General features: G+C 73.0%; 10 protein-coding genes. 5 read left to right on the top strand and 5 right to left on the bottom strand.

Going from position 1 to position 15,528, the window contains the following annotated elements; genetic code table 11:
• Window positions 1-348 precede the first annotated feature (348 nt).
• Together TR50_RS21945 and TR50_RS21940 are read left to right on the top strand one after the other, a co-directional pair.
• Window positions 349-1,584: a PP2C family protein-serine/threonine phosphatase gene (locus TR50_RS21945; protein WP_042424365.1), complete on the top strand. Its 1,236-nt coding sequence runs from the start codon at window positions 349-351 to the stop codon at window positions 1,582-1,584.
• Window positions 1,585-1,698: 114 nt separating this feature from the next.
• On the top strand, window positions 1,699-2,490 hold the full coding sequence (locus TR50_RS21940) for a phytanoyl-CoA dioxygenase family protein (RefSeq protein WP_042424245.1): 792 nt from the start codon (window positions 1,699-1,701) through the stop codon (window positions 2,488-2,490).
• 169 nt (window positions 2,491-2,659) lie between these two features.
• Here the strand turns inward: TR50_RS21940 and TR50_RS21935 are convergent, their stop codons facing one another.
• From TR50_RS21935 to TR50_RS21925, 3 genes are read right to left on the bottom strand one after another with little or no spacing between them, the layout of a single operon-like run.
• Window positions 2,660-3,181 carry a hypothetical protein gene (locus tag TR50_RS21935; RefSeq protein WP_042424243.1) on the bottom strand — a complete coding sequence of 174 codons (522 nt, stop codon included), beginning with the start codon at window positions 3,179-3,181 and terminating at the stop codon, window positions 2,660-2,662.
• On the bottom strand, window positions 3,178-4,779 hold the full coding sequence (locus TR50_RS21930; protein WP_439654234.1) for a sensor histidine kinase: 1,602 nt from the start codon (window positions 4,777-4,779) through the stop codon (window positions 3,178-3,180). The genes TR50_RS21935 and TR50_RS21930 overlap by 4 nt, the downstream gene beginning before the upstream one ends.
• Entirely contained in the window at window positions 4,776-5,471 is a 696-nt protein-coding gene (locus TR50_RS21925; protein WP_042424240.1) for a response regulator, read from the bottom strand. The genes TR50_RS21930 and TR50_RS21925 overlap by 4 nt, the downstream gene beginning before the upstream one ends.
• Window positions 5,472-5,807: 336 nt before the next feature.
• Here TR50_RS21925 and TR50_RS21920 point away from each other — a divergent pair, with 336 nt between their 5' ends.
• Window positions 5,808-7,850, top strand: coding sequence for a transglycosylase domain-containing protein (locus TR50_RS21920; RefSeq protein WP_152648542.1), 2,043 nt, complete (start codon window positions 5,808-5,810; stop codon window positions 7,848-7,850).
• A gap of 128 nt (window positions 7,851-7,978) precedes the next feature.
• Window positions 7,979-9,421, top strand: a complete 1,443-nt coding sequence (locus TR50_RS21915; protein ID WP_042424238.1) for an acyl-CoA dehydrogenase family protein — start codon at window positions 7,979-7,981, stop codon at window positions 9,419-9,421.
• 16 nt (window positions 9,422-9,437) lie between these two features.
• Here the strand turns inward: TR50_RS21915 and TR50_RS21910 are convergent, their stop codons facing one another.
• On the bottom strand, window positions 9,438-9,812 hold the full coding sequence (locus TR50_RS21910; RefSeq protein ID WP_042424235.1) for a hypothetical protein: 375 nt from the start codon (window positions 9,810-9,812) through the stop codon (window positions 9,438-9,440).
• Window positions 9,813-10,149: 337 nt separating this feature from the next.
• Between TR50_RS21910 and TR50_RS21905 the strand changes: the two genes are divergently transcribed.
• On the top strand, window positions 10,150-13,269 hold the full coding sequence (locus TR50_RS21905) for a helix-turn-helix transcriptional regulator (RefSeq protein WP_152648541.1): 3,120 nt from the start codon (window positions 10,150-10,152) through the stop codon (window positions 13,267-13,269).
• Window positions 13,270-13,348: 79 nt separating this feature from the next.
• Here TR50_RS21905 and TR50_RS21900 read toward each other — a convergent pair.
• Window positions 13,349-15,528: SGNH/GDSL hydrolase family protein (locus tag TR50_RS21900; protein WP_236654527.1), on the bottom strand; the 2,180-nt coding region annotated here is incomplete at its 5' end.

Below are 15,528 nucleotides of genomic sequence, written 5' to 3'. Positions count from 1 at the left end.
GGGCGAACGGCGACGCCGGGGCGGTCGAAGCAGCGACACGGACACGTGCGCGTCCCGTCCCCGGGCCCCGCGCGGGCCCGGTGTCGGCCTTCGCCGAGAACGACAGGGGCACTGCAGCCGGTGTACGGAAAACCCTCGGTACCTTCACCGTACTCCGTGCCGGGGCCCGCGCGCCGACCCTGCAAACCGGCGGATAACCTGCCGGGGTTCTCTCAGACTCGGCGTGGGCCGGGCGGGTGACTTGCGGGGGCCCACTGGCGGCGCACGACGCCGCGCGGCCAGGTCGGCCTCTTATCGTGGGCGCGGAGCGCGCGAGGAGACGGGGCGCAGGAGACGGGGCGGCGTGTGGTGAGCCGAGCAGGCATCGACTACCGGGCGGTGTTTGAGGCGTTGCCGGGGATGGTGGCGCTGCTGACGCCGGATCTGGTGTACGTGGACGCGAACGAGGACTTCGCGCGCAACTCCGGCCGCAGCCGGGAGGAGCTGATCGGCCGCTACCTGTTCGAGGTGTTTCCCGACAACCCGAACGACCCCGCGGCCAGCGGAGCGCGGAACCTGGAGGCGTCCCTGCGCCGGGTGCTGGCCACGGGGGAGCGGGACACGATGGCGCTGCAGCGGTACGACGTGCAGTCGAACGAGGACGCCGACGAGTGGGAGGAGCGGTACTGGAGCCCGATCAACGCGCCGGTTCTGGACGCCGAGGGCCGCGTGGTGCTGCTGGTGCACCGGGTGGAGGAGGTCACCGAGCTGATCCGTGCCCGTGCCCGTGGCCGGGCGGCAGTCGGCGGCCGGTCGCAGGCGATGGAGGCGGAGCTGTACACCCGCTCGCGGGAGCTGCAGGACGTCAACGAGCGGTTGCGGGCGGCCCACGCCCGGGAGCGGCAGGTCGCGCTCGCGCTGCAGGAGGCGATGCTGCCCGCACCGCGTCTGGCCGACCACCACCAGGCCGCGGTGCGCTACCGGCCCGCCGTGGGCGCGCTGAACGTGTGCGGGGACTGGTACGACCTGGTCGAGCTGCCCGACGACCGCATGGCGGTCGCCGTCGGTGACGTGGTCGGGCACGGGCTGGCGGCCGCGGGCGTGATGGGGCAGCTGCGCAGCGCGCTCAGCGCCGCCTCCCGGGTGGCGGTCGGCCCGGCCCAGGCCCTCGAGGTGCTGGGCCTGTACGCACGAGCGGTCGAGGGCGCCGAGTCCACCACGGCCGTGTCCGTCCACATCGACTGGACCGGCCACACCCTGGCCTACAGCAGCGCCGGACACCTGCCGCCCGCCCTGGCGCGCGCGGACGGAACCGTGGTCTTCCTCGACCAGGCCACCGACCCGCCGCTCGGCGCCCGCCCCGAGCATGTGCCCCGCCCTCAGGCCGAGCAGGTCTTCGCCGCCGGGGACACCCTTGTCCTGTATACCGACGGACTCGTCGAACGCCGCGACGAGGACATCGACACCGGCCTGGACCGACTTGCCCGCTCCCTCTCCAGATACCGCGCCCTTCCGCCGGAGCAACTCGCCGACATCCTCCTGCTCGATCTCCTCCCGGCCCCGGGCGCCACCGACGACGCCGCCCTGGTCGTCCTGCGCCTGTAGCGCCGAAGCAGAGGAATTCGGCAGAGGTCCTGTGGTCGTCGCGCGTCGCCACCCGACGAAGGCGGTGCGGAAAATGTCTGGTGACGGGGATCGGGACCGCCGCACGATGGGGTCATGGATGACACGGTCTTGGTATCCCGCTTCCTGCGCGACGGCTTCGTGAAGCTGGAGGGCGCCGTCGCGCCGCGCGTGGCCGCGGACTGCGCGCGGCTGCTGTGGTCGGAGACGGGCTGCGACCCGGACGATCCGGCGACCTGGACTCAGCCGGTGCACTGGGTGGCCGGCATGGCGCAGGGGCCCTTCGCCGCCGCACCCAACTCCCCGGCTCTGCACCATGCGTACGACCTGCTCGTCGGCGCGGGACGCTGGGAGCCGCGCTATTCGCTGGGGACGTTCCCGCTGCGTTTCCCGCATGTCGAGGAGCCGGACGACGCAGGCTGGCACATCGAGGGGAGCTACCTGCCGGAGGGCGAGAGCTGGTACTTCACCAATCTGCGCTCCCGGGACCGGGCCCTGCTGATGCTGTTCCTGTTCAGCGAGGTCGGCGAGGAGGACGCCCCGACCCGGATCCGGGTCGGCTCCCACCTCGACGTGCCGAAGGTGCTGGAGGAGTACGGGGAGGACGGGGCCAGTGGGCTGACGCTCGCGCCCGATCTGGTGGCGGCGTCCGACCACCGGCCTCTCGCCCTCGCCACCGGATCCCCGGGCGACGTCTTCCTCTGCCACCCGTTCCTGGTGCACGCGGCACAACCGCACCACGGGGTGCGCCCGCGCTTCATGGCCCAGCCGCCGCTGATGCCGGCCGCGCCGTACGAACTGGAGCGGGCCGACGGTGCGTACTCGCCCGTGGAGATCGCGATCCGGCGGGGCCTGGGACAGGACGCCCCGGCCCTCGGTCTCCGCTGAGGGCCCGGTCGCGATGAGGATCTGACCGCCCGTCGATGAACCGCACCCGAGGCTCGCCGCGGTGCCACCGCCCGCGTCGGCAGCCGGGACGGGGCTACCCGTCCGGCAGCGGCGGCGGCACCCCGGCGCCGGGCCTCCGGCTCGCCCTGCTTCCGGTGGTGCGTCATCTTCAGCGGCCGGCGGTCTCGGTGGAGAGGGGGGTGGGCCGGAGGATGACGCAGTCGCGGCTGCTGCCGCGGGCGAGCCGTCCGTCGGGGCCGGTGACGACCACGGTCACGCCGGTCGCCGCGGTGTCCGGGCCGACGGTCAATCGTGCCGCGGCGGCCGTGCAGATCAGTTGCCGGATGGCGATCGGGGGCAGGGGCCTGGTGCCCGCGGACAGCCGCAGCGTCACCTCGGCGCCGTTCACGCTGACCGCGGGAGCGGGGACGCCGTCCAGCGCGGTCGTCATGCCGAGCCGCCTCTCCCGTACGTCGGGGCCCGACAGGAGGAGCTTCACCGCCGCGCCTGTGTCGCTCGGGGCGGCCAACGGCGAGCTGGTGGGGACGAGGTGACCGCCGACCACGAAGTAGAGGACCGGGCCTGCGGGCGTGACACCGGTGGCCGGGTCGCCGGACTGGATCACGCCGGTCGCGGGGATTCCGCAGCCGGACAGCAGCAGGACTGCGGCGAGCAGCGTCAACCGCTTCATGCGCGGGACTCCTCATCGGTCTCCGGCTCGGTCTCCGGCTCGGTCTCCGGCTGGGTCTCCGGCTCCGGCTTCGCCGCCGGCAGCGGGAGGTCGACGGTCAGCAGCGCGCCGCCGTCCGGATGGTTGGCCGCCCGGATCGTGCCGCCGTGCAGGTGCACGTTCTCGGCGGTGATCGCGAGGCCGAGGCCGCTGCCCTCGGTCCGGGTCCGGGCGGTGTCGGACTTGTAGAAGCGGTCGAAGATGTGCGGCAGGACCGTCTCCGAGATGCCCGGCCCGCTGTCCAGCACCTCGATCACCGCCCACTGCTCCGTTCCGCCCGAGGCGGGCGGCCGCCGGAGCTCGCGGAGCGTGAGCCGGACCGGAGGCGCGCCATGGCGCAGGGCGTTCCCGACCAGGTTCGCGACGACCACGTCGAGGCGGCGCGGGTCGACCCGGCCCCGTAGCGCCGGGGGGTCGGGCAGGCGGACGGCCACGCGGTCCTGCCAGGCCCGGGAGGAGAGGGTGCGCCGGACCGACTCGACCAGGTCGATCTCGTCCAGGTGCAGGGCGGCGGTGCCGGCGTCGAAGCGGGAGACCTCCATGAGGTCCTCCACCAGCCGGGCCAGGTTGGCGGTCTCCTGGCTGATGAGCCGCACGGCGATGGCGGTGTCGGGGTCGAGACCGACGGCGTCCTCGTCGAGGACGTCGGTGACGACGGACATGGCCGCCAGCGGGGTGCGCAGTTCGTGGGAGACGTCCGCGGCGAAACGGCGGGCCTTGGCCTCCATGCGGCGCAGTTCGGCGATGGACTCCTCCAACGCGGCGGCGGTCTCGTTGAAGCTGTGGGACAGCTCCGCGAGTTCGTCCGAGCCGTGGACGGCGAGGCGGGTGTCGAGTCGGCCCTCGGCGATACGCCGGGTGGCGTGGCGCAGTTCCCGTACCGGGCGCAGCACGCCGCGGGCGGCGAGCAGGGCGAGCAGCACCGCCAAGGCGAGGGCGGGCACGGTGGCCCGCTCTCCGGCCGTCACCAGGGCCTGGACGTAGGCCAGTTCGCTGTCCTGGGGCACCACCACGAAGACCGTGAGGCCGGTGGCCGTGCGCTCGTCGTCCGACGAGGCGAACATGACCGGCATGCCGACCACCAGGCAGGAGCGGCCGCCGTCGGCGGTCACGCGCTGGAAGACGGTCGCCGTATGGGTGGTCGCCTCCGTGCGCAGGGCGGGCGTCAGCTCGGCGAAGGGGTCCTGCGGTATCGAGGTCGCGCTCAGGCCGTGGTAGGTGACCAGCACCCGCCACTGCTGGGAGGGATCGGCTGTGGCGACGGAGGTCGCGAACCCGTCCAGGTCCCCTTGGCCGGGCGGGAAGGCGAGGTCGGGGGCGAGGGTGTCGATGCGGTCGCGCAGGAGCCGGATGACGGTGTCCTGGCTCTGCTGGAGGATGCCGGTGCGCGCCTCACGGAACGTCAGGGCGCCCGTGGAGAGCGCGGCGGCCACGGCGACCAGGCCGAACGCGGCCACCAGCCGGACGCGCAGGCCGCCCGGCAGCAGGAGACGGGGCAGGCGTCGGCGCGGTGCGGACGTGTGTGCGGGCGAGGTGCGGGAGGACAAGGGTGCGGTCACCTGGGGCTGTGGAACCGGTAGCCGAAGCCCCGGACGGTCTGGATGTAGCGCGGCTTCCGCGGTGGTTCGCCCATCTTGGTGCGCAGCCGTTTGACGCAGGCGTCCACCAGCCGGGCGTCGCCGTGGTAGCTGTGCTCCCATACGGCCTCCAGCAGTTGCTGACGGCTGAACACCCGGTCGGGGGCGGCGGACAGGGTCAGCAGCAGCCGCAGTTCCGAGGGGGCCAGCAGGACGGGGGCATCCCCGCAGGTGACGGTGAGTGCGGCGCGGTCGATGATCAGGTCGCCGTGCGTCTCGGCCGCGGGGACCCTGCCCCCGGGGGACGGCGCTGCCTCGGCGCGGCGCAGGACGGCGCGGATCCTGGCGTCCAGCACCCGGGCCTGGACGGGTTTGACCACGTAGTCGTCCGCTCCGGTCTCGAGGCCGAGCACCACGTCCACATCGTCGCCCAACGCGGTCATGATGATGATCGGTAGCTGACTGTCCGCGCGGATCCGGCGGCAGACCTCGAGCCCGGTCATCCCCGGCAGCATCAGGTCCAACACCACGACGTCCGGCAGGAACGAGCGGAGCTGGACCAGTCCCTCCTCCCCGGTCCTGGCCGGGGCGACCTCGTGCCCTTGGCGGCGCAGAGCCAGTCGGGCGCCTTCGCGGACAGCGGGGTCGTCTTCGACGAGCAGAACACGGGACATGCGCTCAGTATCGTCGGCGGCCACCGTCCGGCCCGAAGACTGTTACACGATGATCGCAAAGGCCCGGCTGTTGCGATTCGGTCATACTCCCGGCCTGGTCGCGGTCACATGGCCGGACCAGCCTGATCATCCGTGAGCTCAGCGGACGCGCTGACATCCCGAGCTCCCCGGCGGCGCGGGTCCCCCCGCCCCGCCGCCGGGGTCTTCCCCCCGGGGCCCGCGCCCTCAACGCGCAGGGCGCGGACGGCGGGTGACCCGGCCCCGGTGCCGGGCCCCGATCCCACGCACCCCGGCCCGAGGCGCAGAAACCCATGGTTCGACGTGAAGGAGTTCCCGTTGCCTGAGCGAATCGTGCCGCCTCCGCGCAAGGGGCGGCGACTGTGGCGGTGGCTGAAACGCCTGCTCGCAGGGCTCCTGTTCCTCTTCGGCGTGCTGGCGGGGCTGGTCTGGTACGCCTACGAGACCACCGCCATCCCGGCGCCCAACCCGAGCACGCTGCAGCAGAGCAACGTCTACTACTGGTCCGACGGCAGCGTGATGGCCACGCACGGTTCGGTGAACCGGGTCAACATCACCCTGGACCAGGTTCCGTCGCCGGTGCAGCGCGACTTCCTGGCCGCCGAGAACGCCGACTTCTACCACGACTCCGGCGTCGACCCCACGGGGATCGTGCGTTCCCTGGTGAACATGGTCCAGGGGCGCCAGTTGCAGTCCGGATCGACCATCACCCAGCAGTTCGTCAAGAACTCCTACCTCAGCCAGCGCCCCACGATCGGCCGCAAGCTGCAGGAGCTGCTGATCGCGGTGAAGATCGGAGACGTCTACAGCAAGCAGCAGATCCTCACCGGCTACCTCAACACCAGCTACTTCGGCCGCGACGCCTACGGCCTGGACGCGGCCGCCCGGGCGTACTACGGCACGGGCACCGGTGACCTGACGGTCTCCCAGGGAGCCTTCCTCGCCGCCACGGTCAACGAGCCCAGCCTCTACCAGAACGTCGACTCGGACGCCCGCGCCCGGGTCAAGGCCGTGGCCCGCTGGCACTACGTCCTCGACAGGATGGTCAAGGACGGCTGGATGACCGCCGCGGAACGCGCCCGCTACCCCGACTCGGCCTTTCCCACCCCGCGGCCCTGGACCCGGGCGGCCCTCACCGGGCAGACCGGCTACCTCTACCAGCTCGCCACCGACTACGCGCAGCAGCACGCGGGCATCACCGACCAGCAGCTCGCCCACGGCGGCTACCACATCTACACCACCTTCGACCGCACCCTCACCGGGGAGCTGGCCGCTGCCGTCACGAAGGAGATGTCCTCCGCCGCGGACCCGAAGGACCGGAAGAACCTCTCGCTCCAGGCCGGTGCGGCCAGCGTCGACCCCACCACCGGCCGCATCCTCGCCGTCTACGGAGGCCCGGGGTGGGACAAGGGGGCCTACAACGACATCGCCGACAGCGCCGGACTCCAGGCGGGGTCCACCTTCCAGCCCGTCGTGCTCGCCGCCGCCCTGACGCACGGTGCGGTGCGCAAACCCGGAACGGCAGCCTCCGCCGTCAGCCCGGACAGCGTCTTCGACGGCGACAACGACATCGAGATCTACGGCCCGAACGGGTTCCCCCTCCGTAAGCCCGGCAAGAACGCCGGCCCAGTGCTCGAGCAGAACGACCGCTACACCTCCTGGGGCGAGATCACGCTCCGCTCGGCCCTGCAGCACTCCGTGGTCACGCCGTACGTCCAGCTCGGCGAGGACGTCGGCTACCCGGCCGTGAAGGGCACCGCCGAGGCGCTGGGCGCGCTCAGCGGCAGCCTCGCCTCGGACAGCGCCGACTTCTACGCGGGCTCCTCGACCATCAGCCCCATCCGGCTGGCCTCCATGTACGGCACCTTCGCCGATCACGGGCTGCACATCGCCCCCTACTCGGTCACCCGGATCACCTACGACGGCCTCACGCTGGGCGGCCTGACGCCCCCCACCCCGGTCCAGGCCGTCCCCCCGGCGGTCTCCGGGCTCGTCACCAGCCTGCTGGGGGAGGCCACGACGAAGGACGGGACAGGCCGTCGCGCCGCCCCTCTGCAGCGCTTCAAGGCGGGGAAGACCGGCACCGACGACCCCTACCACCCGGACTGGTTCGTCGGCTACGCCGACGGGCTCGCCACCGCCGTCACCATGTTCACCACCGACACGATCCACCCCGGGCTCAGCCCCGTCGGAGCGGACACCGGCAGCGACTTCCCGACCGAGGCCTGGACGGCGTTCACGACCCGAGCACTCCAGGGCAAGCCCGACCTCCCGCTCGCCGGCTCCGCCCCGCTGGCCGGCTCCGCCCCGCTCGCCGGCTCCGCCCCGCCGACGGCGGTACCCACGAGCCCACGTCCGTAGAGCAGTCCTGAACGCACTCCAGTCGAGGCCCGTCACCAGGGACTTGACGGGCCGGAGCCTGCAACCCGCAGGCATTCGTCCAGGATTGGTGTGAGCATGGAAGTCAGATGCTCTGAAACGGGGGAGACATGACTGATCTTGAGGACGCCGTCGCGTGCCTGTCGACGGAGGAGTTCATCGCGGGCGTCGAGGCGGCCGCGTCGCGCTTCGACGCGGCGGTCTACCCGCAGCGGGAGCTGCCCGCGGACGACTGGGCGGTCCTGGCCGAGGCGGGTGTGCTGCTGCCGGTGCTGCCGGCCGCGTACGGGGGCCGTGAGAGCCACACCGAGATGTGCCGGGTCGTGGAGGTCCTGGCCGAGCAGAACCTGGCTGTCGCCGTCTACACGGCGATCGTCACCGGGCTGGCGCTGCGCCCGGTCGTGCTGTGGGCCGAGGAGGAGGCCAGGCGTGAGGTCCTGCCCCGCTTCGCCGGACCGCTGGCGCCGACGGCCGGCTTCGCCTCCACCGAGCCCGGCTGCGGCTCGGCCATGTCCGGGCTGGCCACTACCTTCGAGGAGGTCGAGGGCGGCTACCGCATCCGCGGCCGCAAGCACTGGCAGGCGCTGAGCGCCACCGCGTCCTGGTGGGTGGTCGTCGCCAAGCGGGACAGCGGCGGCCGCCGCGAGTACGGGTGGTTCGTCGTCGAGCGGGCCGACGGGTTCCACACCTCGCAGCGCTACGACGCGCTGGGCCTGAAGGTGATCGACTACGGGGTGAACGAGGTCGACGCGTTCGTCCCCGCGCACCGGCGCATCAACGTCGGTGCGGGAAGCCTCAGTTCGATGGTGGACGTGTACCTGTCGGGGCGGGCGATGTTCGGAGCGCTGGCGAGCGGCTTCCTGCGCCGTATCGCCCGCGAGGCGCGCGCCTACGCCGACGCCCGTCGCATCGGGCGCTCGCCGCTGTCGGCGATCGGCTTCGTCCGCCACCGGCTCCAGGCCATCGACGGCGCCCACGCGGTCTGCGAGGCGCTCAGCCACCACGTCCGGACCCGGCTCGACCTCACCTCCGACCTCACTCCCGCGTTCTCCGCCGTCCAGGCCGTCAAGATCGTGGCCGCCGAGTTGATGGTCAGCTCCGCCAACCACTACCAGCAACTCGCCGGCGGTGAGGGCTACCGGTCGGGGTCGCCCACCAACATCGCCGCCCAGGCGTTCCTCGACTCCCGGGTCTTCACCATCTTCGACGGCACCAACGACCTCCTCAGCCAGCAGCTCGCCCAGCACTGCCTGGACGGCTCCGGCGGCCGTTCGCTGAGCGCCTTTCTGGCCGCATGGCCGCCGACCGCGTCCGCCGTCTCGGCGCACGGCCTCGACCTGCGGTTCCTGGACGTCGAACTCGGGCAGGAGCACCTGGTCCTGGCCGGCCGGGCCATCGCCTACACCTTCGCCGTCGGCTGCGTCCTGCGGTGGGCGGCGGAGACGGGCGCCGACGCGGGCCGGGCCCGCACGGCGGTCGAGTTCCTCAGGGCCGACATCGACCGCGTCCGAGTGGACTTCGGACTCATGGAGCGCCTCGGGGGCAACGCCTGAACCGCGGGCCGCGCCCTCACAGGGGCGTGAGGACGTCCTGGTGCGCGCCGTCGAGGACGAAGCCGTTGTCCCACCGGACCCGGACCGTCACCCGGCGTCCCCGTTCCCGGTGCGCGGCCCACTGCGGCTCCAGCGCGGCGATCTCCGCCTCCAACCGCTCCCGGCTCGCCGTCGGCATGGTGTGGCCGTAGTCGTCGAGAAGCGCTTTCAGCCGCTGGTACTCAAGGACCTCCGCGCTCTGCGGGAGCTCCCCGTCCACCCGCTCGACGGTGCCCTCGATCCCGGCGCCCAGCGAGAGGAACCCCACCAGGGCCTCGGGCTCACCGGCGACTGCGTCGCCGATCCCGAGGTCCTCCGCCAGCCTGACGCGTCGGCCTTCCTCCAGGGTCATCCGTTCTCTGCCTCTCGATCGACCGGCGCCGCGGGTGGGGCCGGCATGCCGGCCCCACACCCTATCCGCCGCCTGCGTCGTCGGCGGGTCGGGACACGGGCCGGGCTCCGGGCTCCTCGGACCGGGACGGTCATGTCATGTCCGCGTTCAATTGTCTGGTCGGACCGGGTGACGGCCACGGGCGCAGCGGGTAGGGTCCTGATCGATTACCAGTGAGTAGCATCCGGCCCGGGGGGACCGGACTTGCCGGTGGGCGCGGGTGCGACGAGGACGGCGGATCGTCCCCGGAGGCGGGGGCGCTGTGGGGGGGTGGGGCGAGTTGGCGACGTTCGGTGAGATGTTGCTGGAGTTACGCAGGGCCGCCGGGCTGACGCAGGAGGAGCTGGCCGAGGCCGCGGGGTTGGCGGCCCGTTCGATCCGGGACCTGGAGCGGGGCCGGCGGGAGCGTCCGCAACGGCGAACGGTGCAGATGCTGGTCGCGGGGCTGGGGCTGGGGGACGCGGACGCGGCGGCGCTGCTCGCGGCCGGCCGCTCCGTCCAAGCGGTCGATCCCTGCGCCGACGACGGCGCGACCGCGTTACACCTGCTCGACCGTCATGGCCAGCTGGCGACGCTGGAGCGCGGGGCCGGTGAGGCCCGCGCCGGCCGGGGCGGGGTGGTGCTGGTCCGGGCGGGCGCGGGGATGGGGAAGACCGCCCTGCTGAACGCCTGGGCCGCCGTGCGGCAGCCGCGGGAGATCCGGGTGGTGTCCGCCAGCGGGGCGGAGCTGGAGCGGGACTTCGCCTTCGCGGTGCTGCGGCAGCTCGTCGATCCCCTGCTGGCCCGGGCTGGGGACGTGGGGCGGGCGCGGCTGCTGTCCGGGCCTGCCCAGTTGGCGTCGCACGCGCTGCGCGTCCAGGGGCTCGGCGGGAGCGAGAGCCTGCCGCACGAGGCGTCGATGAGCCTGCTGCACAGCCTCTACTGGCTCATGGTGCACGTCACCGACGACGGGCCCCTCGCCCTGGTCATCGACGACGTGCACTGGGCCGACGTCCCGTCGGTGCGCTGGCTGGCGTATCTGGCGCGGCGTCTGCGGGGTCTGCCGCTGCTGCTGGTCGTCGCGGGACGGCCCGACAGCGGGACCTCGGTCGACCCGCTGCTGGAGCAGATCGCCAAACAGCCGTACTGCCTGCCCGTCGGGCTGCCGGCCTTGGACGCCGACAGCGTGACCCACCTGGTGCGGGCGGGTCTGGGACAGGCCGAACCCCGGTTCGTCGCCGCCTGTGCCGAGGCCACCGAGGGCAACCCGCTGCTGCTGCACGAGTTGCTGCGCGCCCTGGCCGACAACCGGGTCCGCGGCGCCGACGAGCAGGCGCACGTGGTGCAGGAGTTCCGGGGTCGGATCCTGGCGCGCACCGTGGTCAAGCAACTGGCCGACCAGCCCGAGCCGGCCCGCCGGGTGGCGCGTGCCCTGGTGGTGCTGGGCGACGGCGCCGCATGGCCCGCCACGGCCGAGCTGGCGGGGGTGGGGGAGGCGAAGGCGCGGGAGCTGGGCCGCCGGTTGCAGCGCGTCGGGGTGCTCGCGCCCGGTGCGTCGGCGCGCTTCGGGCACCCCCTGGTCCGCGCCGCCGTCGCCGACGCCGTGCTGGGGCCCGAGGAACTGGCGGCCGGACACGCGCGGGCGGCCGAACTGCTGCGGCGCGACGGCGCGGCCGACGATCTGGTGGCGGCCCATCTGCTCCAGGCCGAACCGAGCGGTGAGGCCTGGCGGGTGGACACCCTGAGGAGGGCGGCGCAGGCGACCCGCGGCCGGGGAGCTCCGGAGATCACCGCGACCTATCTGCGCCGGGCCCTGCGGGAGTCGGCGTCCGTCGACGAACGAGGTCCCCTGCTGCTGGAGTTGGGCAAGGACCTGATGCAGGTCGACCTCGACGCGGCCAGGCACCACCTGAGGCGGGCGTCGGACCTGCTCGCCGACCCGTACTCCCGCGCCGAGGCGGCCTACCTGCTCGCCAACTCGCTCTTCCTCGGGTACCAGCACGAGAACGCGGTCGAGGTCCTCGACCGCGCGGTGGAGGACCTGGCCCGGACCGACGACGGCATCGGCCTCGCCCGCGAGGTGTCCTGGTTCCTTCAGGCGCAGCGGCTGCTGATCGGTTACGACCAGCTGTCCACCCTGCCCGTGGCCCGGGAGCGGGCCCGGCGGCTGTGGGAGCACAAGTTGGCCGGGGACACGCCGGGCGAGTGCGCCGTCCTGGCCGCGCTGTCCGCCTGGGCCGCGACCGGGGCCGCCAGTGCCGCGGTCACCGACGACCTCCTCGACCGGGCCCTGCGCGGCGGCCTGGCGGGCACGGACACGTCCCAGATGCTGGTGAGCCTCGCGGGCCTGGCCTACGTGGCCACCGACCGTCTCGACGACGCGGCGGCGCAGTTCGAGCAGATCGCCGACGTGGGCGGGCGATGGGGCCTGTTCGTGCTGGTGTCGGCCGCCATGACCTGGCGGCTGCTCGTCCGGTCGCGTCGTGGCCGGCAGGTCCCCCTCACGGCGGACTTCGGACATCCCGCCGCGTCGACCGGGGAAGGGATGGAGCCCCGGGTCAGGCTGGGGATGACGCACCTGGTGGGCAGCTCGCTGATCGAGCGGTGCGATCTGGCCTCGGCGACGGCCGTGCTGGCCGGAGACGCCGACACCGACCGTGCGGGCTGGAGCTGGCAGGGCCCGGCGCACCTCGCGCGCAGCCGCCTCCAGGCGGCGCGGGGCAACCCGGCCGCCGCCCTCGCCATCCTGCACGAGTACGGCTCGCAGGAGCGGCGGGTGCAGGTCTCGAACCCGGCCAGGACCCCCTGGCGGTCGCGTGCGGCCGTGCTGCACCTGGAGCTCGGACAGTGGGGGGACGCGCTCCAACTGGCCACCGAGGAGCTGGAACTGGCCCACCGGTGGGGAACCCCCCGGGTGATCGGCGACGCCTCGCGCTGCCTGGGCGTCGTCCAGGGCGGGCGCGAGGGCGAGGCCCTCCTGCGCGAAGCCGTGGCGCTGCTGAAGCAGTCGCCCGCGCGCCTGGAGCTGGCCCAGGCCCAGTACGAGCTGGGATCCGCCCTGACCCGCACGGGGGAGACCGGCCAGGCCCGCGAGGCCCTCACCGAGGCGCTCGACCTGGCGGAGAGCTGCGGCAGCGTCCTGCTGGCCGACCGGGTACGCGGAGCGTTGACCGCGGTCGGGGTGCGCCCGAAGCCGGCGCCACCGGCGCCGGTGAGCCTCTCCCTGACCGAGCACCGGCTCGTCGAGCTGCTCCGCGCCGGTCACAGTGACCGCCAGATCGCCCAGGCGCTGGTGCTGACGCCGCATGACGTGGGCGGCCTGATCGAGCGGGTCGGGCGGAAGCTGGGGGTCCGCGGCAGGGCGGAGCTGGCGTCCCCGGACCCGGACCCGGACCTGGACCAGGCTCGCGCGCGGGCCGGCGGTGAGTGGACCGGCTGAGCCGTCCGGACGCGCGGGCGTCGTGGTGGGCACGGGAGCGCGGCTGCGCACCCGTGCCCACCGGTCCGTTACCGGGTGCTCACGGTGTGACCAGGTGCATGCCCTGGGGGTCCTGCCCCGGGGTGTTGTCGCACGCCGCCTGGTGGACGCCGGGCGCGGCGGCCATGAGGGTCAGGCAGCGGCCGAGGGCGAGCTGGCCGTAGTAGTTCGGGTGGAACGACTCCTGCATCTCTCCCTGGGCGGTGCCGCTGACCAGGAACCGGGCCCATTCGCTGGTGGTCGCCGAAGGCGGGTTGGCGGAGTCGGCCAGCTGGGTGGCCGTGGAGCAGACCTCCCGGCCCTGGAAGGCGTCGCGCAGGTCCAGGAAGTCGACTCCGGCGGTCTGGGCGGCGGCCTTGAGAGCGTCGGACATCTCGTTCACCAGGTGGTCGCGTGCCCAGTCGGCGTCGGCGTTCCAGACCGGGCAGCCGCCGGTGTTCAGCCGGGACCAGTCGTTCTCCGGGTAGCGGATCTCCGCGGCGCGCGGCAGCGGGGACGGCGCGGACTGAAGGATGATCCGGTAGCTGCCGGCGGCGTAGCCGGCACTGGTCATCGCGGCCTGGATCTCGTTGACGGCCTTGACGACGTTCTGCTGCGTGGTCGCGATCTTGGCGGTGACATTGGCCTGCTGGGCCGTGTTGCACGCCGCGCCGCCGGTGACGAACGCCTTGACGCACGCGCTGATGATGTCGGAGAAGCCCAGATCGTTGCCGCCGATGGACAGCGCGACGACCTTCACGGTGTACTGCCGGGCGACGTTGACCAACTGGTCGGCCTGCGGGTCCTCCCCCTTGAAGTTCTGCCCGCCGTCGGCGGCGCGGAAGATGTTGGCGGTGGTGGCGCCCGAACAGGCCAGGTTGACCGAGACCTGGGCGACGTCCGTGGCGCTGTGCACCTCGGCGGAGTCCGAGCGGTTGCAGCCGTTGTCGTAGGAGGTGCCGTAGACCAGGTAGGGGTTGTAGGCGCCCCAGCCGGTGTAGGCCCGGTCGGTGCCGTCACGGCTGCCGGTGAAGGTGTTGCTGTTGCCCTGCCAGCGCCCGCCCTCGCCCGACATGAAGCTGTCGCCCAGGCTGACCACGGCGGTCGGGGGAGTGACGGGGGCGACGTTCCAGGTCAGCTGCCGCTGGTTGCCATGGCGCCAGCCGCGGGTGTGCACGGGGCCCGCGGTGGGGATGTCGATCCCGGCGTCGACGTTCTGCCCGGAGTCGCCGTACCACTGCAGGGCCCTGGCCCCCCAGCTCTCCCAGCCGCCGAAGGAGAACTCCTGTCCGCCCTGGGTGGGGTAGGCCAGCGGTTGCAGATCCAGCAGACCCGCGTCGCCTCCGGTGTAGCCGACGGCCCTGCCGAACTCAGGGTTGTAGAGCAGGAACTGGCCGTCGGAGCCGAAGCGCAGCCACTCGCACGCGCGGTTCGTCCTGTCGGTCGACAGCCGCAGGGTGCCGTCGGCCGCGGCGCACAGCAGCTGGTCGGACCAGTTCCCGTTCATGATGTAGGTGGCGCTCGCCGACCGCGCGGTCTCCGTCGCCGGCTGGGTGACCGGCGCGACGTTCCACGTCAACTGCCGCTGGTTGCCCTCACGCCAGCCGCGGGTGCGGACCGCGTCGGTGCGGGGGGTGGTGCCGGTTCCGGCGTCGACGTTCTGCCCGGAGTCGCCGTACCACTGCAAGGCCCTGGCCCCCCAGCTCTCCCAGCCGCCGAAGGAGAACTGCTGGGTGCCCTGGGTGGGGTAGGCGACGTCCTGCATCTCCAGCAGGCCCTGGTTGCCGCCCTGGTAGCCGAGCACCTTGCCCTTGGCGGGGTTGTAGAGGCTGAACTGCCCGTCCGAGCCGATCCGCTCCCACTGGCAGTAGGGGTCGGACTTGTTGTCCGAGATCCACGTGTAGTCGTTGTCGACCGCGGCGCACAGCATGGCGTTGCCCCAGTTCCCGTTGGTCAGGTAGACCAGGGTGGCGGAGCTGAAGTTGGAGCTCTGCGGCGCGCCGTTGTACTCGGTGGCCCAGCCGGTGCTGAGGCCGCCCTGCTTGGCGTAGGCGTCGCCGCCGGTCCCGACGGCGATGACCGGACCGTCAGTGGTGTCGCTGGCCAGCGCGGCCTGGCCCACACTGCCGTACTCGGTGACCCAGTCGGCGCTGAGGCCGCCCTCCTTGACGTAGTCGTTCCCGTCCTTGCCGAGCACACCGATCAGCGGGCCGTGCGTCGGGTCGCTGGCGAGGGCGAGTC

The sequence above is a fragment of the Streptacidiphilus anmyonensis genome, from assembly GCF_000787855.1.
Lineage (GTDB): Bacteria > Actinomycetota > Actinomycetes > Streptomycetales > Streptomycetaceae > Streptacidiphilus > Streptacidiphilus anmyonensis.
Note: the sequence above shows the minus strand (reverse complement) of the source record. Positions and strands in the feature narration are given on the sequence as shown.